Genomic DNA, 20,563 nt, shown 5'->3' with positions numbered 1-20,563 from the left:
TGCTGCGCAGCCTTATAGGATGTTACCGCCCATAGTGCGAGAGGCCATCGCCGCCGCCCCGATCACGGCCCGGTCACAGGAAGTCGAAGTTATGCGGCTTCAGCTGCTCGAAACTGATGCCCTGCAGGGTCAGGCTGCTGCCCCCGACAGTGATCGTCAGATTGCCCCGGCTTTCAGAGACCGCCGCCCCCAGATCCTCCAGATTGCGGAAGCGGGCAAGGCTGTCGCCGCCCGCGACGTCGATCACATCCTCTTTCAGATTGAAGTTGCGGATCGTGTCGCGCCCCTTCGAGAAGATGAACAGATCCGCGCCGCCGCCGCCGTTCAGGATATCATTGCCGTCGCCGCCGTTCAGCGTATCGGCCCCGGCACCACCGAACAGGTTGTCCGCGCCACCGCCCCCGAGGATGAGATCGTCGCCCTCGTCCCCGAACAGCGTATCGCGCCCGGTGCCGACCGACTTGCCGGTGGTTTCAAATTCGGCATCACCGTCGATCCGGTCGTTCCCCGCACCGCCCTCGATCTTGTCATGCCCGGCGCCGCCCAGCAGCGTATCATTGCCGCCCCCGCCGTCGATCAGGTCTTTCCTGTCGAAGCCATAAAGGCGGTTGCCCTTGGCATCGCCCACCATACGATCCGCAAAATCGGTGCCAAAGACATTCTCGATGGCTTTCAGCGTATTGGCCCCCAGCCCCTTAGCGCTGAGCGTCCCTGCACCCAGGTCAAGCCGCAGCCCGCCCGTCGCCTCCGCAGTATTGAGGTAATCCTTGCCGCTGCCGCCATCATAGCTGTCAGCCCCGTCACCCGCGACAATGCGGTCACTTCCGCCACCCGCCTTGACCACATCAGCGCCATCGCCCCCGGTCAGGCTGTCGTCGCCCGCCCCACCGATGAGCGTATCGGCCCCGGCGCCGCCTTCCAGCGTGTCATCGCCCTTTGAGCCATCAAGGCTGTCATTGTCGTCGCCACCCTCCAGCGTATCCTCGCCCTTCCCGCCCAGCAGCGTATCGTCCCCCGCGTGACCACGCAGGCGGTCATTGTCAGCCCCGCCATCCAGCCGGTCATTGCCGTCCTCGCCGTCGAGCAGATCATCGCCGGCATCGCCCGACAGATCGTCGTCATCGGCGCCGCCCCAGATCTTGTCGCCCTCGGCCCCGCCTTCCACACTGTCGGCACCAGCCCCGCCATAAAGCGCGTCCAGCCCGGCGCCACCATAGATGACGTCTGCCCCGCCAAGCCCTTCCAGCCTGTTGCGACCATCGTCCCCGGCCAGGGTATCGTCATTATGGCTGCCCTGAACATTCTCGACCCCGCTCAGGCTGTCGGTATTGCCCCATTCATCGGTGGCGCTGCCGTCGTCCAGATCGACGTTCACCCCTGTGACCGGACGGAAGCTCAGACCCAGCGCACGCCCTGCATTTGGCAAGACATCCATGTTATAGACGACGGTATCGACCCCGCCGCCGCCCTCGATCGTGTCATCGCCTGCACGGCCGTTGAAGGTATTGGCACGCCCGTCGCCCCGCAGCACGTCTGCGGCGGTTGAGCCATAGAGCCCCTCGATCCCGATCAGGATCGTTGTACCCCCGCCGCTCTGGCTGCCGTCCTCATAGACCTTCAGGTTGATCTCGGCCTTGCGGGCCGAAAGGTCGGCGACCACACCGTTATAATTGGTGGCGAAGCTGGCGATGTCCTGGCCCTTGCCACCGTTGATCCGGTCGTTGCCCGGCCCCGTGCCGCCGCCGGTATCGAAAAACTCTGTTACATCCTTGCGGTCAGTTCCGGTCAGGCGGTCAGCATAGATCGAGCCGATAACCGCCTCAAACCCCACGAGGCTGTGCGAAAACCGCCCGACACCCGAGGCGGTGCCCGAACCATATACATGCCCGGTAGAGGAGCTGTAATGCTCCACCTTCACCGTGCCGCCGTCAAACGTGGCCAGCCCCAGCCCGAGGTCGACAGTCACGCCTTTCGGAAACGAGGTGGTGATACGGCGTGCCATGTAATAGACCACGCCCGTGCCGGACCCGATAGACCACGAGCTGTAATCCAGCAGGTCATAACCCGACCCGCCGACGTAACTGTCATTGCCGCCGCTGGCCTGAATGGCGTCGTTGCCAGAGCCTGCATTGATGATGTCCGTGCCCGCTGGAATGATTTTCTCGGTATAGGGCCCCGTGTAATTCTCGGCGGTGAAATTGAATTCCTCGGTCTCGCCGAAGATGCTGCGCGTGATCACATCGTCGCCGGCGCCGCCGAAGATCGTATCGTTGTCGCTGCTGTTTTCCAGCGTGTCGTTACCCGCCAGCCCTTCGATCCGGTTTGCCGTTTCCCGACGGGTATAATCGGGATCGCTATCACCAAGATTGTCGTTGCCGGAAGTTCCCCTGATCAACACCATTGCATGCCCCCGCAGGCTGTCTGGTCAAATGACTTTGGCCCGACCCAAAATGCGATCCGGGCATCAACGACCCGAGGGTAGCGTGATTCGGAGTGGCGGCGGGACGGAAAATCCCGCCGCCTCCCCTGAACGGGGGATCAGCGGCGCACCAGACGGGCCTTGCCGTAAAGCGTGTCTGTCGCCACCTCCACGACCCGCATCATCCCGTTACCCGCCGGTTCATAGGTCAGGGTAAAGGGGAAACGGGTCTTTTCTGCCATATCCTCCGGCGAGAAACCGGCGACACGGCGGTATTCGCCCGCGCAGGTCACCTTGTCGCCATTGGCTTTCGGGGCCGAAAGGCTCAGCCGGCTGGCGCGGCGCCCGTCAAACATGTTGACGCTGACGCGGCATTCCTCGCCCGCCTTAACATCGCGCAGCGTGGCGAACATCGCCGTCAGCGGATCGACAGACCCCTTCTGCGCCGCCGGGTCGATGTCATAGGGGCGCGGATTGCGCGGCGGGTTGTAGGTCTTGATGGTCGGGATACCGCTGGCCCAGGTCATCACAACCTGCGACTGGCGCCGTCCGGTATCAGCATCCTCGGTATAGGATTGCGGCTGATAGCTGCCCTTGGCGGTGATGCGGCCACGCGATTTCGCGTCATAGCGCACCTTCTTCAGCAGCGCCGCGAGGCCGGTGGTCTGCAACCGCCCCGCCACCGCATAGCCGCCACCGGGCAGGCCCTCACCGCTCCAGGTCAGGCTGCCTGCGGTAATGCCTTTCAACACGAAGTCGAACTGCGCCTGCTCAGCCCGTGCCGGGGCCGCCATCACAGCGGCGGCCATGAGCCCGGCGCACAGCGCCCGCGAAATTCCTGCTTTCACCCTACCACTCCATTCCTGCGCACGGCGCCGGGGCGGCTGCCGCCGCCAATCCGTCGCCTTCGGCACTGGAATATATCGGATCAAACGGGCATTACATCCCGACAAGCCCGTGATCGGCCCCTCCTTGCCGAGACCGGCGCCCCGACCGCCCCTGATCGCCTTCAGACGCCCGGAACAGACGATGGATGTAACAATTCTTGCCGAAGCCGTGAAATCCGGCGACCGCCGCACCCTTGCCCGTGCCATCACACTGGTGGAAAGCGCGCGCGAGGATCACCGCGCGCAGGCCCGCGCGCTGGTGGCCGAGGTCGCCCGTGCCGGACGGCAGGCGCTGCGCATCGGGCTGTCGGGCACGCCCGGCGTCGGCAAATCGACCTTCATCGAAAGTTTCGGCTGTTTCCTGACCGCGCAAGGCTTGCGCGTCGCGGTTCTGGCGGTCGATCCGTCCTCTGCCCGCTCAGGCGGGTCGATCCTTGGCGACAAGACCCGGATGGAACGGCTGAGCCGCGATCCCATGGCCTTCATCCGCCCCTCCCCCAGCCAGACCCACCTTGGCGGCGTCGCGCGCCGCACCCGCGAGGCCGTCGCCCTGTGCGAGGCCGCGGGCTATGACGTGGTGCTGATCGAAACCGTCGGTGTCGGACAGTCCGAAACCATGGTGGCCGAGATGTGCGACCTGTTTCTTCTGCTGCTCGCCCCGGCGGGGGGCGACGAATTGCAGGGCGTCAAGCGCGGCATCATGGAAATGGCGGACCTCATCCTCGTGAACAAGGCCGATGGCGACCTGAAACCCGCCGCGATGCGGACGCAGGCCGATTACGCAGGCGCCCTGCGCCTGTTGCGCCGCCGCCCGCAGGACCCCGAGGGCTTTCCCAAGGCGCTGACCGTTTCGGCGCTGGAGGAAAATGGGCTGGCGCAGGCCTGGGAGGAGATGCAGACCCTGGCCGCATGGCGCCGCGACCATGGCCATTGGGACAGCCGCCGCGCCGCACAGGCCCGCCACTGGTTCGAGGAAGAGGTGCGTCAGGGCCTCCTTGCCCGCCTGACCCGCGAACCGATGCGCGGCGTTTTGCACGCGCTGGGTGCGCAGGTCGCCGAAGGCCGCCGCACCCCGGACGAGGCGGCGGCGGAACTGCTGGGGCAACTCGGCGCCTGATCCTGCAAGGCTGGCGTCCGCAGGATTGGCACTCTAACCCGCCTAGAAGCTCGCATCCGTCAGGCTGCGGGTGGCGCGGGCCTTGGCCCCCAGCCGCTCGCGCCAGATGACATAAAGCCCCGATCCGGTGATGACCACGATCCCCGCCCAGGTCATCGCATTCGGGAAATCGCCGAACACCAGATAGCCCAGCGCCACCGCCACCACGATTTCAAAATAGTGCAGCGGCGCCAGCGTAGCCGAAGGCGCGAATTTCAGCGCATAGGTCATGCACATATGGCTGACCCCGGCCCAGAAGCCGACCCCGAAGAGCCAGAGCCATGCCAGCCCCTCGGGCCAGACCGGATCAAGGCCGGCGATGCCCGTCCCCTCGGCCCAGAGGATCACCGGCAGGCACAGGACGATCCCCGCCAGCGAGGTATGAAGCTGCATCGCGACCGGGTGCATCCCCGTCGACATCGCCCTGGTCACCAGCATGTAAAAGGCGAACAGAAACGCCGTACCCAGCGGATAAAGCGTGACCGCGCCGAAGGTGGCGAAGGCAGGCTGGATCACCAGCAGCGCGCCGCCAAACCCCACGACCGAGGCCGCGATACGGCGCGGCCCGACCTCATCGCCGAACAGCAAACGGCCAAGGAACAGCAGGATGAACGGCTCCACAAAGACGATGGCCAGCGCATCGGCAATCGGCATGATCGCAATGGCCGCGATGAAGCAATAGGTAGAGAGCACCAGAAACAGCGCGCGCAGCATGACCAGCCCCGCCATCCGTGCGCTCATCCGCCAGGCACTGCCAAGGGCGAGTGCGATGGGCAGCATCAGGGCCCCCTGCACGACGAAACGGGCCAGCGTCACCTGCCCCACCGGGATGGTCGCGGTCGCCAGTTTCGAGGCCACATCCAGAAGCGGCGCAAGCACACAGAAGGCGATCATCAGCAGAACGCCGGGGAGGATACGATCTTGTGTCATGGTCCCTGTCTAGCCCGGCCCGGCAGGCAGGTCCAAGCCGGAAGCGACCACCGCAGGGGTCAGGCGCGGCAAATTCGTTCCAAACGAATTTGCAAATTTCTTGCGCAAGAAATTTGCGCCCGGCCCCGGCAGCGGTGCGGGGATCAGCAGTTCGGCACGTTGACGGCCAGACCGCCCAGCGAGGTTTCCTTGTATTTCTCGTGCATGTCATGGCCGGTCTGGCGCATGGTCTCGATACAGACGTCAAGGCTGACAAGATGCTGGCCATCGCCGCGCAGGGACAGGCTCGCGGCAGAAACCGCCTTGATCGCGCCCAGCCCGTTCCGTTCGATGCAAGGCACCTGCACCAGCCCCTTCACCGGGTCGCAGGTCATGCCGAGGTGATGCTCCAGCGCAATTTCAGCAGCGTTTTCCACCTGTTCCGGCGTTCCGCCCATCACGGCGCAAAGCCCCGCCGCCGCCATGGCCGCGGCACTGCCGACCTCGGCCTGACAGCCGCATTCGGCCCCCGAGATGCTGGCATTATGCTTGCACAAGCCCCCGATGGCCGAAGCCGTCAGCAGGAAATCAGGGATCTTCGACGTGGTCGCCCCCGGCACATGGTCAAGGTAATAGCGCAACACGGCGGGCAGCACGCCGGCCGCCCCGTTGGTCGGCGCGGTCACCACCTGACCACCAGCGGCGTTTTCCTCGTTCACCGCCATGGCATAAAGCGACATCCAGTCGTTGATCGTATGCGGCGCGGTCATGTTCAGACCGCGTTCGGCCTCCAGCGCCTCATGGATCCCCTTGGCCCGGCGGCGCACCTTCAGACCGCCGGGCAGGATGCCCTCGCCCGCCATGCCGCGGGTGATGCAGTTGTTCATCACCTCCCACAGCCGGGCGATGCCAGCCCTGATCTCGGCCTCGCTGCGGAAGCAAAGTTCGTTCTTCATCTTCATCTGCGCGATGCTGAGGCCCGACTCGCGCGCCATTTCCAGCATCTGCGCGGCACTTTCGAACGGGTAAGGGCAGCTTGCCTTCGGTTTTGCCGCCTCGCCCGCCGTCAGTTCCGCAGCGGTCAGCACGAAGCCGCCGCCGATGGAATAATAGGTTTCCTCAAGGATCACATCGCCCTGCGCATCGGTCGCGCGCAGGATCATACCATTGGCATGGCCGGGCAGCGAGGGGCCGTAGTCAAACACCATGTCGGTTTTCGGGTCAAAGACCAGCGTGCCAAGACCGGGAGGCGAGATGGTCCGCGTCTCATGGATTGCGGCCAGCGTGGCCTCGGCCTTGTCATGGTCGTAGCTGGCGGGTTCAAACCCGGCGAGGCCAAGAATGGTGGCACGGTCGGTCGCGTGACCGACGCCTGTGAAGGCCAGCGAGCCATGCAGCGAGGCGCGCAGCCCATGGGCATGGAACGGGCTGTTACGCAGGGTTTGCAAGAACCGCGCGGCAGCGACCATCGGCCCCATCGTATGCGAGGAGGACGGCCCGATGCCGACCTTGAACATGTCGAAAACCGAAAGGAACATCAGTCGGCCGCCCGCATACGGAGCAAAGTCATCGGTGTCATCTGCGTCTCCCTGTTCGCGCCAGCATGCCACGGCGGCAGGCAATGGCGAGCGGAAATGCGACAGGTTGCATTGCAAACCTGACGGGGTGGGGGTCAGAAGGTGCCCAGCCGGGCGAGGATCGCCCCGGCCAGATCGGGCAGCGCCCCGGGGCGGAGGCTTTCGGCCTCCACCACCTGGCGCGGCACCTCCATACGGGCGCGGTGCTTGGCATAGCGCGGATCGTAATGGTGTGCCATCAGGCTGTGGGCCAGCGCCTCATGCGCGCCGGTCGCGGCCAGTTCCTGCCAGCTTTCAACGCGCTCGGCCGCGTGCAGCGGCCGCAGCAGCGCCAGCGTGGCGGACAGCCGCGCCGGATCGGCACTCAGGTCGGCATAGGCGCGGGCCAGATAGGCGGCGCGTTCGGCGCGCGGTGCCGCGATCTCGATCCGGGGGGCTGCCACCATGGCACGCCACAGGCGCGGTGGCAGGCGGCATTGACCGACTTTGGCGCTTTCGGCCTCCACCAGCACCGGGCGCGCAGGGTCGAGCCGCGCGAGTTCCAGCGCCAGCGCGCCCTCGAAAGCCTTCTGCGAAGGCTGCCCGCCCGGCATGGCGCCGAACAGCGAGCCGCGATGCCGCGCCAGCCCTTCAAGGTCGATCACCTGCGCGCCCCGCGTCTTCAGCAGCGCCAGAAGCTCGGTCTTGGCAGACCCGGTATTGCCGTCGAGCAGCACCACCGGGCTGGCGACCGGGCGGTCATAGACCTGTTCCACCACCAGCCGCCGCCAGCTGCGATAGCCGCCCTCCACCACATCCGCCCGCCAGCCCACGCTTTTGAGGATGGTGGCGAAAGAGCCTGACCGCATGCCGCCGCGCCAGCAATAGACCAGCGGACGCCAGCCGCCATCCTTGTCGGCCAGCGGGCCTTCCAGATGCGCCGCGGCATTGCGCGCCACCAGCGCGCCGCCGATCCTGCGCGCCCTGAACGGGCTTTCCTGCTTGTAGATCGTGCCGACGATGGCGCGTTCCTCATTGCTCAGCACCGGCAGGCTGATGGCGCCGGGGATGTGATCCTCGGCCCATTCGGCAGGCGAGCGCACGTCGATGATCGTATCGAACCCGAGCGCCGCCACATCGGTCAGGGAAGAAAGCGTAATGGCCATGGGCGCGACACTAGGGCTGCGCGGGGCACGGCGCAACGGGGGTCAGAAACCCGTTTCCAGCCTCACCAGCAGCGCCTCCAGCATCGCTTGCCCACGTTCCATCTGTTCCACCGTAACGAACTCGTCGGGCTTGTGGCCCTGCGCCATCGAGCCAGGGCCGCAGATCACTGTCGGCACCCCTACATCGCGCGAGAACAGCCCGCCTTCTGTGCCGAAGGCCACCTTGATCGTGCCGTTTGCCCCGGTCAGGCCCTTGACGAAATTCACCACCTCCGCATCGGAGGGCGTGCCAAGGCCCGGATAATCCCACAGCCGCTCCACCGTTATCGCAGCTTCGGGAAACTCGGCTCGCAAGGGCGCCACGATACGTTCGGCGCCCGTGCGCAATTCGGCGATCAGCGTTTCCGGGTCGTCGCCCGCAAGGCTGCGGATTTCGAAGTCCAGCGTGGCGCGGTTGGGCACGATATTGACCTGCACGCCGCCCTGCATCTTGCCGACATGGAGCGTGGTATAAGGCACGTCATAATCACCGTCGCGCAACCCGCTGGCCGCAACGCGGGCCTGAAGTGCGCGCACCTCACCCAGAAAATCTGCCGCCAGATGCAGGGCATTCAGCGCCAGCGGTGCCAGCGCCGAATGCCCCTCGCGCCCCGTGCAGGTCGCGCGCAATGCCACCTTGCCCTTGTGGCCGGTGGCCACCTGCATCGCCGTCGGCTCGCCCACGATGCAGAAACGTGGCTTCACCGGCGCCTGCGCCAGCATCTCGACCATGGATCGCACGCCCATGCAGCCGATTTCCTCGTCATAGGACAGCGCCAGATGCAGCGGCACCTTCAGGGGGCGTCGCGCCGCTTTCAGCATCGCCTCGATGGCCAGCGCGCAGAAACCCTTCATATCCGCGGCGCCCCGACCGTAGAAACGGCCGTCCTCCTCGGTCAGGTGAAAAGGCGGCTTGGTCCAGGCCTGCCCGTCCACCGGCACGACATCCGTGTGCCCCGACAGCATCACGCCGCCCATGCCCGCAGGCCCGACCGTGGCAAAGAGGTTGGCCTTGCCGCCGCCCGCGTCGGGGATCAGCGTCGCCTCGATCCCCGCGCCCGCCAGCAGATCGCGCACATAATGCATCAGCGCGATATTCGGCTTGGCGCTTGTGGTGTCGAATCCCATCAGCCGGGCAAAGATGTCACGCATCGCGGGCTCCCTTTCATTTTGTATGCACAAATAACCGGCCCGGCGGCGGTGCGAAAGCCCGGATCAGCGAAGCGCCGCTTCGGGCTTTTCTTCGCCGGGGCTTGCTGGCAGTGTCGCGCGGGTCGCTTTCCCGAGGTTCCGATGCGCCTGTTCCTTGCCCCTGCCCTGCTGAGCCTGCTGGCCACACCTGCCGCCGCCGATGCTGTGGCCCAGATGGTGACCGCTTACCGGCTGTTCGATCTGGGCGAGGCGGCGCAGGATGGCCTCAGCCAGATCGCGGCAGCGCGGCTGGCCGCGGGGGTCGAGATGCAGGTGGTTGATCGCAAGCCGGAGGCCACGGGCGGCAAGGATGGCGGTACTGACAGCCGCCCGGCGCCGCGCGACCCGGCCGCACTGATGGAACTCGCCCGTGTCGCGGTCGAGGCGGACGAGACACTGGCCATCCTGTTGCAGGAAACCGCCGCGATGGCGGACCTGCTGCCCAAGGTTACGCTGCGGCAAAGCGCGGCCATGCTGCGGACGGGCGAGGTGCACAGCTATCGCCTGCCGCTGGATGGCGGCACCCCGACCGAGATCGGGGTGATCGGCGACGGTGACAGTCGCCTGTCGCTGGAGATCGGCACAGAGGCGGGGCCGCTGTGCCTGCAAAGCGGCATATCCGCCACATGTGCGGTCAGCCTGCCCGAAAGCGGGTTTGTCACCGTGACCTTGCGCAACCTCGGCGAAGGGGTGAGCGGCTACTGGCTGTTGACCGAATAGCCCCCACCCCTGCCGGATCAGATCACTTCGCTGACCAGAACGGTGCGTTTCTCGGCCACCGATTTCAGCGCCGCATCGGCCAGCGCCAGCGCGATCAACCCATCCTCGCCGGTGGGCACCGCTGCCGTGCCGCTGGCCAGAGCCTGGATGAAGGCCGCAATTTCCGCTGCATAGGCCTCGGTATAGCGGGTCATGAAGAAATCATGCAGCGGCGGGCGGATATAACCCCGGCCATTCGCCAGTTCGATGGAAACCGGCCGCTGGTTTTCGGCTGAAACCATGCCGTCCGAGCCATGCACCTCGATCCGTTGGTCATAGCCATAGGTCGCACGGCGCGAGTTGGAGATCATCGCCTGCCTGCCGCTTGCGGTTTTCAGCAGCACCTGCACCGAATCATAATCCCCTGCCGCGCCAATCGCCGGATCGACCAGCACGGCGGCGGTGGCCGCGACCTCGGTCACCTCCTCTCCCAGAAGGAAACGCGCCATGTCGAAATCATGGATTGTCATGTCACGGAAGATGCCGCCCGAGCGTTTGATATAATCGACAGGCGGAGCGCCGGGGTCGCGGCTGGTGATCACCACCATTTCAACCGCGCCAATCGCGCCCGCGTCGATCTGCGCCCGGACGGCGCGGAAATGGGGATCGAAACGACGGTTGAAGCCAACCATCAGTCGGCCGTCGTGCTGACGCACCACCTCAAGGCATTGTTTCACGCGCCCGAGGCTCAGATCGACGGGTTTCTCGCAGAACACTGCCTTCCCGGCTTTCACAAAGCGCTCGATCAGATCGGCATGGGTGTCGGTGGGGGTGCAGATCACCACCGCGTCGATATCCCCGGCCTGTTCAATGGCGTCGATGCTGCGCACCTCACAGCCGTATTGATCCGCAATGGCCTGCGCCGCCCCGGGCATCGCATCAGCCACGGCAACAAGCCGCGCCTGCGGATCGCCGGTCACGGCCTTCGCATGGACCTTGCCGATGCGACCTGCGCCCAAAAGTCCGAATCTGACAGTCATCTGGTCCTCATACTGGCTGACGGAAGGCCATGACCTGCCGCCTGTGTTCGATTTATATCAGCCTCGCGCGGCTCAGTCTCCGGTCCTCAGCACCCGTGCGGGTCGCACGCTCAGGGGCCGCAGCGCAAAGGCAAGCCCCGCGAGCAACGTCAGGCCCACGCCCCCGGCCACGATGGCCAGCGCCGACCACGGCTCGAAGGTGAAGGGCGCATCCATCACAAAACGCATCACCGCCCAGCCCGCGACGCCGCCCGCGAAGATGGCGACCAGACCCGCCGCCGCCCCGGTCAGCCCGGCGCGCAAAGCAAAGCTGAGAAGGATGCGCCCGCGCGTAGCGCCCAGCACCTTGAGCACCGCCGCCTCGTAAACCCGCGCGCGTTCGCCTGCCGCCGCCGCACCGATCAGCACGACGAAGCCGGTGGCCAGCACCGCCGCCGCCGCCCATGCAGTGGCAGTGGCGATGGCATCCAGCGCCTCGGTGACACGGGCGATGGCATCCCGCACCCGGATCGCGGTGATATTCGGCCATGTGCCCGCCAGATCGCGCAGGATGCGCGCCTCGTCCTGCGGCGGGGTGTAGATCGTGGCAATATGGGTATGCGGCGCCCCCGCCAGCGCGCCGGGGTTCATCGTCATCACGAACCCCATGCCTCCGGTGGCGAAATCCACCGCGCGCAGGCTGGTGACGGTGGCAGTGATGTCGCGGCCCAGCACGTTGACGGTGATGCTGTCGCCCAGTTTCAGTCCGATCTCGGCGGCCTCCTCAGCCGAAAAGCTGATCTGCGGCGGCCCGTCATAGCCCTTGGGCCACCACTCACCCGCAACGACCTTGGTACCCTCGGGTGGGGTTTCGGCATAGGTCAGCCCACGGTCGCCGCGCACCACCCAGTGATCACCCGCAACTTCTTTCGCCGGGCGGCCGTTGATCTGTGTGATCACGCCCCGCAGCATCGGCGCGCTTTCAACGCGGCTGATGGCCGGATCGCTGTTCACACGATCAAGAAACGGGCCGATCTGGTCGGGCTGGATGTCCACGAAGAAATAGGCTGGCGCGCGGGTCGGCAGATCGCGGTCAATGGCGGCGCGCAGATTTGCGTCGATCTGCCCTACGGCGGCCAGCACCGAAAGGCCAAGGCCCAGCGACAACACCACCGGCAGCGCCTCGCCGCGCGGGGCGGCGATGGCGCCCAGCGCCGCGCGCAGGGCCACGCGGCCCCGCATCCGTCGCGCAAGCCCACGCGCAAGGCGCCGCAGCGCCAGCCCCGCCAGCGCCAGCACGCCCAGCGCCATCGCCACGCCGCCCGCCGTGCCCAGCGCGAGGCCCCACATGCCGGACAACCAGACCGCCGCTCCGATCAGCACGGCCGCCAGCGCCACAATGGTCAGAATGCGGCCCGGTGCAGGCCAGCCCCCCCGGCCGGCCCCGCGATACAGCGCCGCTGCGCGCACATGTTCCACCTGCGCCAGTGGCCAGAGCGTGAACAGAAGCGCGGTGATCAGGCCATAGAAGGCCGCCTCGACCAAGGGGCCGGGATAGACGGCAAATTCCACCGGAAACGGCAGAGCACCTGCGATCAGCGGCCCGGCCAGCACCGGCACCAGCGCACCCAGCGCCAGCCCGATGACCACCCCCACCGCCGCCAATACGCCTGCCTGCACCAGAAACAGCCGGAAGATCAGCCCGCTTTCAGCGCCCAGCGTCTTCAGCGTGGCGATGACCGGCACCTTTTCCTCGGCCCAGGCTCGCACAGCAGCGGAAACACCAACGCCGCCTACGGCCAGCCCGGCCAGCCCCACCAGCACGAGAAAGGCGCCGATGCGATCCACGAAACGCTCCACCCCCGGCGCGGCGCGCCGACTGTCCCGCCAGCGCAAGCCCTTGTCGGTGAACCGCGACTCGGCCGCCGCCTGCACAGCATCCAGATCGGTGCCCGGCGGCAGGTCCAGCCGGTATTTCGTTTCGAACAGCGCACCGGGCACCAGCAGGCCCGAATTCGCAAGATCGGCGCTGCGCACCAGCGTTGGCGGGCCAAGACCAAAGCCTCCCGTTGCGCTGTCGGGCTGGCGGATCAGGGCCGCCGCAACGCGAAAGGCCTGTGTACCCAGTTTGACGGTGGCGCCGGGTGCAAGGCCCAGCCGGTCCATCAGAACCGGGTCGATCACCGCGCCGGGCAAACCATCACGCGGGGTCAGCGCCTCTGCCAGCGGCATCGGCGGGTCCAGCAGAACCTCACCTTTCAGCGGGTAAAGATCGTCCACTGCCGTGATCTGCGTCAGCCCGCGCTCCTCGCCCGCGACCAGCATGGAACGGAAATCCACCACCTCGGACACCCGGTCGGCCGCCCCGGCCATGAAGGCGCGTTCGTCTTCATCAGCGTAGCGATAGGTAAATTCCATATGCGCATCGCCGCCCAGCAGAACCGCGCCCTGCGCGTCCAGTCCGGCATGGATGGCGCCGCGCAACTCGCCCACTGCCGCGATGGCGGCGACACCCAGCGCGATACAGGCGAGGAAGATGCGGAAGCCCCGGATGCCGCCGCGCAACTCACGCCGCGCCAGCCGGATCGCCAGAGGCCAGCTCATGCCGCCACCTGCCCATCCGCGACTTTACCATCCACCAGCCGCACCACCCGGTCACAGCGCGCGGCCAGCTCCGGCGCATGGGTCACCAGAACCAGCGTAGCGCCATGGCGATCGCGCAGGCCGAACAGCATGTCCATGATGGCGGCGCCATTCACCCCGTCCAGATTGCCGGTCGGCTCATCTGCCAGCAGGATCGCCGGACGGGGTGCAGCAGCGCGCGCCAGCGCCACGCGCTGCTGCTCGCCCCCCGACATCTGGGCCGGGTAGTGATCAAGCCGGTGGCCAAGGCCCACGGCGCGCAACTCGGCCTCAGCCCGGTCAAAAGCGTCACGGGCGCCGGCAAGCTCCAGCGGCACGGCCACGTTTTCCAGCGCGGTCATGGTCGGGATCAGGTGAAAGCTCTGGAACACCACGCCCATGTTACCCCGGCGAAAGCGCGCCAGCGCGTCTTCGTCCATCGCGCCCAGATCCTGCCCCAGCGCGCTGACCTGCCCTTGCGTCGCGCGCTCCAGCCCCCCCATCAGCATCAGAAGCGAGGATTTTCCCGAGCCGGAGGGGCCGATCAGACCCAGCGTCTCACCCCGATCAACCGTCAGTGAGATGCCCTTGAGAATCTCGACCGCGCCCGCATTTCCGTTCAGGGTAAGACCCGCCCCTTGCAACACCAGAATGGGATCGCCCATGCCGCTGACCGTCATCCGCTTCGCCTCTTGCCTGTCTGCCTCGGTTGGATATGGGACGGTGGTGCGATTTTGCAAAGCCTTGCCGATAGTTGCGATGACGGTTCTGCCCGCAGGTGCCGAACCTGTGACCGTGGTTGCGCTGGGGGACAGCCTGACCGCAGGCTATGGCCTGCCGGAGGGCGAGGGGCTGGTGCCGCAATTGCAGGGCTGGCTCAGGGCACAGGGCAGCGACGCGGTGGTGGTGAACGCGGGCGTGTCGGGCGATACGACGGCGGGCGGGCTGGCGCGGCTCGACTGGTCGCTGACGCCGGAAACTGATGCGCTGATCGTGACGCTGGGGGGAAATGATCTGCTGCGCGGTCTGGACCCGGCGACGACACGGGCGAATCTGGACGCGATTCTTGCCAAAGCGCAGGCACGCAATCTGCCCGTCCTTCTGATCGGCCTGCCGGGCCCTGCGAATTTCGGCCCCGAATGGAAGGCCGAATTCGATGCGATCTATCCTGATCTGGCGGCGAAATACGACACGCTTCTGGTGCCGGATTTCATGGCCGGGCTGGGCAGCCATGATCCGGCGGCACTGCGCGGGCTGATGCAGGGGGACGGGATTCACCCTAATGCCGAAGGAGTGGACAAGATCGTTGCGACGCTGGGGCCAGAGGTTCTGGCCCTGATTGCCCGCGCCAAACCCTAAAGCAGATCAGCAATCCCTGGCGCCCCGGTTTCCAGCGCGACCCGCAGCTTGCCATGGGCCGCTGCCTCGATCTGGCGCACACGTTCTTTCGACAGGCCAAGTTCCTGCCCCAGGCTTTCCAGCGTGCGCCCCGGTGCGCGCAGTTGGCGCTCGGTCACGATCAGCCGCTCGCGCGGGGAAAGGCCATTCAGCGCATCCGACAGCCAGCCGCGCAGGATTTCAAGATCATGGGCCGCTTCAACGGTTTCAGCAGGACGGGGCGCATCGTCTTCCAGCAGGTCCACCCATTCGCGGCCCTCGCCTTCGCCCGCCTGCACGGCATTCAACGAGAAATCGCCCCCCGACAGGCGGGCCTCCATCATCTCCACATCGCCGAGCGAGACGCCAAGTTCTGCCGCCACCGCCGCACGCAGCGCGACGGGGCCGGGCTGCCCCAGTTCGCGGTCCAGCCGCGACCGCACGCGCGCAAGATTGAAGAACAGCGTCTTCTGCCCCGAGGTGGAGCCGGTGCGCACCAGCGACCAGTCGCGCATCACATGCTCCTGCAATTCCGCTTTGACCCACCACACGGCATAGGTTGAAAAGCGCACGCCGCGATCCGGGTCGAATTTGTCGGCCGCCTTCATCAGGCCCAGCGATGCCGTCTGGATCAGATCGTTCATCGGCGTACCATACCGACGGAACTTTGCCGCCATGGAAATCGCAAGCCTCATGTAAGCGTGGATCAGCCGGTTCAGCGCGGCCTGATCGCGCTCATCGCGCCAGGCCCGTGCCAGCTGCGATTCCGTCTCTGCGTCCAACAGCTCTGCCCGCATCGCTTGGCGGGACAAGCGTTGATGTGTATATCCGTCAAGCGCCATGACATTCCCCCGTCGGTGCCCGGTGTGATCTGTGTCGCCGGATACCAGGGATACGAGGCAAGCCGGTGATCGGATCACAAACAAAACAACTATCCCTGCCACAACTTTCGATCGTGCTGGGCGGTTCCCGTTCCGGCAAGTCACGATTTGCGGAGCGGCTGGTCCGGCAGACCGGCCTTCCCCGCACCTATATCGCCACGGCGCAGGCCTGGGATGACGAGATGCGCGACCGCATCGCCACGCACCGCCTTGACCGCGGCGCGGACTGGCACACCGTCGAGGCGCCGCATGATCTGCCCGAGGCGGTGGCGGCGGTGGCGGCAGGATCGGTCGTGCTCGTCGATTGCGCGACCCTCTGGCTGAGCAACCGCATGCTGGCGGAGGCTGATCTGGCGGCAGAGGCCGCACGGTTGCTGGCCGCACTGACCGCCTGCGCGGCGCCGGTCGTCGTTGTCAGCAACGAGGTCGGCTGGTCGATCGTGCCGGAAAACGCGCTGGCGCGGCGCTTTCGCGATGAACAGGGGCGCCTGAACCAGCGGCTCGCCGAGGCGGCCGGTCTGGCCGTTGCCGTCATCGCCGGGCTGCCGGTGGTGCTGAAGGGACAACTGCCATGAAGCGGCTTTGGTGGGTCCGGCACGGACCGACGCATGAGCGCGCCTTCTGCGGCTGGCGGGATGTGCCCGCCGATCTGTCGGATATCGCAGCCATTGCCCGGCTGGACGCCTATCTGCCAGCGGCGGCGCCGGTCGTGTCGTCAACCCTGCTGCGCGCCCGCGCCACGGCAGATGCGCTGGCGGGGTCCCGCCCCCGCCTGCCTGCCCGCGACGACCTGCGCGAGCTGCATTTCGGCGAATGGGAGGGCTTGCGGTTTGATGAGGTTTCGGCCCGCGACCCGGACCTGTCCCGCGCCTATTGGGAGGATCCCGGCGATATCGCGCCCCCAGGCGGTGAAAGCTGGAACGCCGCCGCGCAGCGAATTGACGGCGCGGTGCAGGCCCTGATGTCGGCGGCCATGCCCGATCTTGTCATCGTGGCGCATATGGGGGTCATCCTGACCCGGCTGGCACTGGCGCTGGACGAGGCGCCTTCCGAAGCATTGGGACACCGGATTGACCCTTTATCTGTGACCTGCCTCAGCTTCGACAACCGGCGCTGGCGGGCCGAGACGATCAATCACATTCCGTGATGTATCTCCCGACAGAGTTTCGTTTCCCCGCCTGACCTTCGCGCGCTAGGCTCTGGAAAACACGGAGCATTTCATGACCGCCCCCTATGATCTTGCCATTGGCGACCGCGCCTATTCCAGTTGGTCGCTCCGCGGCTGGCTGTTGTTCGAGGCGTTCGGCCTGCCCTGCAACCTGCACCGCGCCCGGCTTTATACCGATGAATTTCCGGCGCTTCTGGCGCAATTCGCCCCTGCCCGCACCGTGCCCGCCGTGCGCATGCCCGAGGGGGTGGTCGTGGCCGAAAGCCTTGCCATCGCCGAAGAACTCGCCAGCCGGCATCCCGAAGCCGGGCACTGGCCTGCGGACCCTCGCGCCCGCGCCGTGGCACGCGCGCTTGCAGCCGAGATGCACGCAGGTTTCACCGCCCTGCGCGGCCATTGTCCGATGAACTTGCGCATCTCCTACGAGACCTGCGAACCACTGCCCGAGGTTCTGGCCGATCTGGAGCGGCTGCAACAGATCTGGGCCTGGGCGCGGCGGGAAACCGGCGCAACAGGCGACTGGCTTTGCGGCAATTATTCGGCGGCGGACGTCTTCTTTGCACCTGTCGCCACCCGCATTGCCACCTATAACCTGCCGGTCGGCGCACAGGCGTCTGCCTATGTCGCCGCGCATCTGGCCCACCCCGCCTTCCGCCGCTGGCGCGCAATGGGTATGGTGGACGGAGCCGATCAGCCCTTCTACCGCCGCGACTGGCCACAACGCGCCTGGCCCGGCCCGGCTGTGTTGCCTGCCCGCGCGGTCGAGGGAGCCACCGCCGAAAACACCACCTGCCCCTATTCCGGCAAGCCGGTGACCCATGCGCTTGAACTGGAGGGACGGCGTTTTGGCTTCTGCAATGTCTTCTGCCGCGACAAGACCGCAGCAGACCCGGAGGCCTGGCCCGCCTTCATGGCCATTTACCGTTCGTAAACCATTCGCCTCTACCCGTTAACGAAGCTGAACGGGGCAGAGCATGGTCGCGCGCACCTTTACCGTCGCCTTCGAAGGGGTCGAGGCCCGCATGGTCGAGGTGCAATGCGCCGTGGCGGCGGGCCTGCCCTCCTTCTCGGTCGTGGGCCTGCCCGACAAGGCGGTGTCCGAAGCCAAGGAACGGGTGCGGGCCGCGCTGGCGACCATGTCGATTGCCCTGCCGTCAAAGCGGATCACGGTGAACCTTTCGCCCGCCGATCTGCCCAAGGAAGGCTCGCATTTCGATCTGCCCATCGCGGTGGCGCTTCTGGCTGCGCTGGAAATCCTGCCACGCGATGAGGTTGAACAGGTGGTCTCGCTGGGAGAACTGTCGCTCGACGGGCGGCTGGTGCCTGTGGTTGGCGCCCTGCCCGCCGCGATGGCCGCAGCCGAAGCCGACCGAAAGCTGGTCTGCCCGCGGGCCTGCGGCGCCGAAGCCGCATGGGTGGGTGCCACGCAGGTTCTGGGCGCCGGAGCACTGGATCAGGTGGTGCGGCATTTCACCGGACAAAGCGCGATCACCCCGGCCGAGGCAGGCGAGATCGCCCGCCCGCCCCAGACCCGTGACCTGCGCGATGTGAAGGGGCAGCAACGGGCGAAACGCGCGCTGGAAATCGCCGCTGCCGGGCGACATCACATGATGATGGTCGGCACACCGGGTTCGGGAAAATCCATGCTGGCGGCCCGGATGCCCGGCATCCTGCCGCCGCTTTCCGCCGCCGAGGCGCTGGAAACCTCGATGATCCACTCGCTTGCGGGACTTCTGGGCGATGGTGGCATCTCGCGTGAACGCCCCTTCCGCGAACCACATCACACCGCTTCGATGGCCGCCATCGTCGGTGGCGGACGCGGCGCGAAACCGGGAGAGATCAGCCTTGCGCATAACGGGGTGCTGTTTCTGGACGAGTTGCCCGAATTTCCCCGCGCCGTGCTGGAAACCCTGCGCCAGCCCATCGAAACCGGCGATGTGGTTGTGGCTCGCGCCAATGCGCATATCCGTTACCCCAGCCGTTTCCTGCTGGTCGCGGCCGCCAACCCCTGCAAATGCGGCTATCTCAGCGACCCGGCGCGCGCCTGTGCCCGTGTTCCCGGTTGCGGCGAGGATTATCTTGGCCGCATATCCGGCCCGTTGATGGACAGGTTCGACCTGCGGGTCGACGTGCCCCCTGTGGCTTTCACAGACCTCGACCTGCCGGCCTCGGGGGATGATTCGGCGACGGTAGCCGCGCGGGTGGCCGCGGCCCGCGCCCTACAGACGCGCCGCTTTGCCGGCCATCCGGGCCTGCGGGTGAATGCCGATGCAGAGGGCCGCCTGCTGGAGGAAATCGCCACGCCCGATGCCGAGGGTCGCGCGCTGCTGAACCGCGTCGCCGAGCGTTTCGGCCTGTCAGCGCGCGCCTATCACCGCATTCTGCGAGTGGCGCGCACCATTGCCGATCTGGCGGAAGAGCCGCAAGTCCGCAGCCCCCATGTGGCAGAGGCGGTCAGCTTCCGACTCTCATTGGCCAACCGCACATCCGCCTGACGCACCTGCGATTACGCCCCGCGTTTCGCTTCGATCACTTCCCAGATGCGGGCAGCGGTATTGGTGCCGTCAAACCGCTCCAGTTCCTGAATGCCGGTGGGCGAGGTCACGTTGATCTCTGTCAGCCAGTCGCCGATCACATCAATGCCCACGAAAACCTGCCCCTTTTCCTTCAGGACCGGGCCGATGGTGCGACAGATCTCCAGATCGCGCTCTGTCAGGCCCACCTTCTCGGGGCGACCGCCGACATGCATGTTGGACCGCGTCTCCCCGGCCTGCGGCACCCGGTTGATCGCGCCCACCGGCTCGCCATCGACCAGAATCACCCGCTTGTCGCCCCGGGAGACGGCAGGCAGGAATTTCTGCACGATCATCGGCTCGCGGCTCATCGAAGTGAACAGCTCGTGCAGCGAAGCAAGATTGCGGTCATTCGGGTCAAGCCGGAACACGCCCGCCCCTCCGTTGCCGTAAAGTGGCTTCAGGATGATGTCGCCATGCTTTTCCTTGAAGGCGCGGATCGTCCGCAGATCGCGCGCAATGGCGGTCGGCGGCGTCAATTCCGGGAAACGCAAAACCAAAAGCTTATCGGGGCTGTTGCGCACCCAGAACGGATCATTCACCACCAGAGTTTTCGGATGGATCATCTCCAGCAGATGCGTGGTGGTGATATAGCCCATGTCGAACGGCGGATCTTGCCGTAACCAGACCACATCGAAATCAGCAAGATCAACCTCGGTTTCCGCGCCGTAGCTGACGTGATTGCCGAGTTCACGCCGCAATTCGATGGGGAAGCCGCGCGCCATCACCCGCCCCTCGACGAAGGCGAGATTGTCGGGCGTGTAGAAAAACAGCTCGTGTCCGCGAGCCTGCGCTTCCAGCGCAATACGGAACGAACTGTCCGCGTCGATGTTCACCGACCCGATGGGGTCCATCTGAAACGCGACCTTGAGACGCATGGGCAATCCTCCTGCTGACGCCC

The 20,563-nt window shown here is 66.3% G+C and carries 18 protein-coding genes; 7 read left to right on the top strand and 11 right to left on the bottom strand.

Going from position 1 to position 20,563, the window contains the following annotated elements:
* Positions 1-73 precede the first annotated feature (73 nt).
* Positions 74-2,401, bottom strand: coding sequence for a calcium-binding protein (locus tag C8N34_RS13440; protein ID WP_108129265.1), 2,328 nt, complete (start codon positions 2,399-2,401; stop codon positions 74-76).
* Positions 2,402-2,538: 137 nt separating this feature from the next.
* On the bottom strand, positions 2,539-3,267 hold the full coding sequence (locus C8N34_RS13435; RefSeq protein WP_242013809.1) for a DUF3108 domain-containing protein: 729 nt from the start codon (positions 3,265-3,267) through the stop codon (positions 2,539-2,541).
* 181 nt (positions 3,268-3,448) lie between these two features.
* On the opposite strand from C8N34_RS13435, the gene meaB reads away from it, so the two are divergent.
* Positions 3,449-4,423: a methylmalonyl Co-A mutase-associated GTPase MeaB gene (gene meaB, locus C8N34_RS13430; RefSeq protein WP_108129263.1), complete on the top strand. Its 975-nt coding sequence runs from the start codon at positions 3,449-3,451 to the stop codon at positions 4,421-4,423.
* A 42-nt stretch (positions 4,424-4,465) separates the two neighbouring features.
* Here meaB and C8N34_RS13425 read toward each other — a convergent pair whose 3' ends face one another.
* From C8N34_RS13425 to argE, 4 genes are all read right to left on the bottom strand, one after another.
* On the bottom strand, positions 4,466-5,392 hold the full coding sequence (locus tag C8N34_RS13425) for a DMT family transporter (protein WP_229825647.1): 927 nt from the start codon (positions 5,390-5,392) through the stop codon (positions 4,466-4,468).
* A 143-nt stretch (positions 5,393-5,535) separates the two neighbouring features.
* A complete protein-coding gene (locus tag C8N34_RS13420; RefSeq protein ID WP_108129262.1) occupies positions 5,536-6,909 on the bottom strand; it encodes an L-serine ammonia-lyase in 1,374 nt (457 codons plus the stop codon).
* Between the two features lie 134 nt (positions 6,910-7,043).
* The gene (gene mnmH, locus C8N34_RS13415; RefSeq protein ID WP_108129261.1) at positions 7,044-8,093 is read right to left on the bottom strand and encodes a tRNA 2-selenouridine(34) synthase MnmH; all 1,050 of its coding nucleotides are present in this window, start codon (positions 8,091-8,093) and stop codon (positions 7,044-7,046) included.
* A 42-nt stretch (positions 8,094-8,135) separates the two neighbouring features.
* On the bottom strand, positions 8,136-9,314 hold the full coding sequence (gene argE / locus C8N34_RS13410; RefSeq protein ID WP_277878237.1) for an acetylornithine deacetylase: 1,179 nt from the start codon (positions 9,312-9,314) through the stop codon (positions 8,136-8,138).
* Positions 9,315-9,425: 111 nt separating this feature from the next.
* Here argE and C8N34_RS13405 point away from each other — a divergent pair, with 111 nt between their 5' ends.
* Positions 9,426-10,043 carry a hypothetical protein gene (locus C8N34_RS13405; RefSeq protein WP_108129259.1) on the top strand — a complete coding sequence of 206 codons (618 nt, stop codon included), beginning with the start codon at positions 9,426-9,428 and terminating at the stop codon, positions 10,041-10,043.
* A 17-nt stretch (positions 10,044-10,060) separates the two neighbouring features.
* On the opposite strand, the gene iolG is transcribed toward C8N34_RS13405, so the two are convergent.
* The 3 genes from iolG to C8N34_RS13390 form a co-directional block, all read right to left on the bottom strand.
* The gene (gene iolG, locus C8N34_RS13400) at positions 10,061-11,062 is read right to left on the bottom strand and encodes an inositol 2-dehydrogenase (protein ID WP_108129258.1); all 1,002 of its coding nucleotides are present in this window, start codon (positions 11,060-11,062) and stop codon (positions 10,061-10,063) included.
* Positions 11,063-11,134: 72 nt separating this feature from the next.
* A complete protein-coding gene (locus tag C8N34_RS13395) occupies positions 11,135-13,645 on the bottom strand; it encodes an ABC transporter permease (protein ID WP_108129257.1) in 2,511 nt (836 codons plus the stop codon).
* On the bottom strand, positions 13,642-14,328 hold the full coding sequence (locus C8N34_RS13390; RefSeq protein ID WP_054301238.1) for an ABC transporter ATP-binding protein: 687 nt from the start codon (positions 14,326-14,328) through the stop codon (positions 13,642-13,644). The genes C8N34_RS13395 and C8N34_RS13390 overlap by 4 nt, the downstream gene beginning before the upstream one ends.
* 94 nt (positions 14,329-14,422) lie before the next feature.
* Here C8N34_RS13390 and C8N34_RS13385 point away from each other — a divergent pair, with 94 nt between their 5' ends.
* Positions 14,423-15,022 (top strand): arylesterase, encoded by a 600-nt coding sequence (locus tag C8N34_RS13385; protein WP_108129401.1) that lies wholly within the window; start codon positions 14,423-14,425, stop codon positions 15,020-15,022.
* On the opposite strand, the gene C8N34_RS13380 is transcribed toward C8N34_RS13385, so the two are convergent.
* On the bottom strand, positions 15,019-15,882 hold the full coding sequence (locus C8N34_RS13380) for an RNA polymerase factor sigma-32 (protein ID WP_082400682.1): 864 nt from the start codon (positions 15,880-15,882) through the stop codon (positions 15,019-15,021). The two genes, C8N34_RS13385 and C8N34_RS13380, sit on opposite strands and share 4 nt — an antisense overlap.
* A 65-nt stretch (positions 15,883-15,947) precedes the next feature.
* Between C8N34_RS13380 and cobU the strand changes: the two genes are divergently transcribed.
* The 4 genes from cobU (at position 15,948) to C8N34_RS13360 (ending at position 19,584) form a co-directional block, all read left to right on the top strand.
* Positions 15,948-16,496: a bifunctional adenosylcobinamide kinase/adenosylcobinamide-phosphate guanylyltransferase gene (gene cobU / locus C8N34_RS13375; RefSeq protein ID WP_242013810.1), complete on the top strand. Its 549-nt coding sequence runs from the start codon at positions 15,948-15,950 to the stop codon at positions 16,494-16,496.
* Entirely contained in the window at positions 16,493-17,068 is a 576-nt protein-coding gene (locus C8N34_RS13370) for a histidine phosphatase family protein (RefSeq protein WP_108129256.1), read from the top strand. Before cobU ends, C8N34_RS13370 begins: the two co-directional genes overlap by 4 nt.
* Before the next feature lie 73 nt (positions 17,069-17,141).
* Positions 17,142-18,020: a glutathione S-transferase gene (locus C8N34_RS13365; RefSeq protein ID WP_108129255.1), complete on the top strand. Its 879-nt coding sequence runs from the start codon at positions 17,142-17,144 to the stop codon at positions 18,018-18,020.
* A 43-nt stretch (positions 18,021-18,063) separates the two neighbouring features.
* On the top strand, positions 18,064-19,584 hold the full coding sequence (locus tag C8N34_RS13360) for a YifB family Mg chelatase-like AAA ATPase (RefSeq protein WP_108129254.1): 1,521 nt from the start codon (positions 18,064-18,066) through the stop codon (positions 19,582-19,584).
* An 11-nt stretch (positions 19,585-19,595) separates the two neighbouring features.
* Here C8N34_RS13360 and gshB read toward each other — a convergent pair whose 3' ends face one another.
* Positions 19,596-20,540: a glutathione synthase gene (gshB, locus tag C8N34_RS13355; protein WP_108129253.1), complete on the bottom strand. Its 945-nt coding sequence runs from the start codon at positions 20,538-20,540 to the stop codon at positions 19,596-19,598.
* Positions 20,541-20,563: the final 23 nt, after the last annotated feature.

The organism is Gemmobacter caeni (assembly GCF_003054195.1).
GTDB classification, from domain to species: Bacteria; Pseudomonadota; Alphaproteobacteria; order Rhodobacterales; family Rhodobacteraceae; genus Gemmobacter; species Gemmobacter caeni.
This window is presented reverse-complemented; position numbering and strand designations above follow the sequence as displayed.

What these genes read in the sequence shown, in the direction of transcription:
- C8N34_RS13440 (WP_108129265.1), bottom strand. Translation starts at nt 2,401, where the DNA reads ATGGTGTTGATCAGGGGAACTTCCGGCAACGACAATCTTGGTGATAGC.
- meaB (WP_108129263.1), top strand. Translation starts at nt 3,449, where the DNA reads ATGGATGTAACAATTCTTGCCGAAGCCGTGAAATCCGGCGACCGCCGC.
- C8N34_RS13425 (WP_229825647.1), bottom strand. Translation starts at nt 5,392, where the DNA reads ATGACACAAGATCGTATCCTCCCCGGCGTTCTGCTGATGATCGCCTTC.
- C8N34_RS13420 (WP_108129262.1), bottom strand. Translation starts at nt 6,909, where the DNA reads ATGTTCCTTTCGGTTTTCGACATGTTCAAGGTCGGCATCGGGCCGTCC.
- mnmH (WP_108129261.1), bottom strand. Translation starts at nt 8,093, where the DNA reads ATGGCCATTACGCTTTCTTCCCTGACCGATGTGGCGGCGCTCGGGTTC.
- C8N34_RS13405 (WP_108129259.1), top strand. Translation starts at nt 9,426, where the DNA reads ATGCGCCTGTTCCTTGCCCCTGCCCTGCTGAGCCTGCTGGCCACACCT.
- iolG (WP_108129258.1), bottom strand. Translation starts at nt 11,062, where the DNA reads ATGACTGTCAGATTCGGACTTTTGGGCGCAGGTCGCATCGGCAAGGTC.
- C8N34_RS13395 (WP_108129257.1), bottom strand. Translation starts at nt 13,645, where the DNA reads ATGAGCTGGCCTCTGGCGATCCGGCTGGCGCGGCGTGAGTTGCGCGGC.
- C8N34_RS13390 (WP_054301238.1), bottom strand. Translation starts at nt 14,328, where the DNA reads ATGGGCGATCCCATTCTGGTGTTGCAAGGGGCGGGTCTTACCCTGAAC.
- C8N34_RS13385 (WP_108129401.1), top strand. Translation starts at nt 14,423, where the DNA reads ATGACGGTTCTGCCCGCAGGTGCCGAACCTGTGACCGTGGTTGCGCTG.
- C8N34_RS13380 (WP_082400682.1), bottom strand. Translation starts at nt 15,882, where the DNA reads ATGGCGCTTGACGGATATACACATCAACGCTTGTCCCGCCAAGCGATG.
- C8N34_RS13370 (WP_108129256.1), top strand. Translation starts at nt 16,493, where the DNA reads ATGAAGCGGCTTTGGTGGGTCCGGCACGGACCGACGCATGAGCGCGCC.
- C8N34_RS13365 (WP_108129255.1), top strand. Translation starts at nt 17,142, where the DNA reads ATGACCGCCCCCTATGATCTTGCCATTGGCGACCGCGCCTATTCCAGT.
- C8N34_RS13360 (WP_108129254.1), top strand. Translation starts at nt 18,064, where the DNA reads ATGGTCGCGCGCACCTTTACCGTCGCCTTCGAAGGGGTCGAGGCCCGC.
- gshB (WP_108129253.1), bottom strand. Translation starts at nt 20,540, where the DNA reads ATGCGTCTCAAGGTCGCGTTTCAGATGGACCCCATCGGGTCGGTGAAC.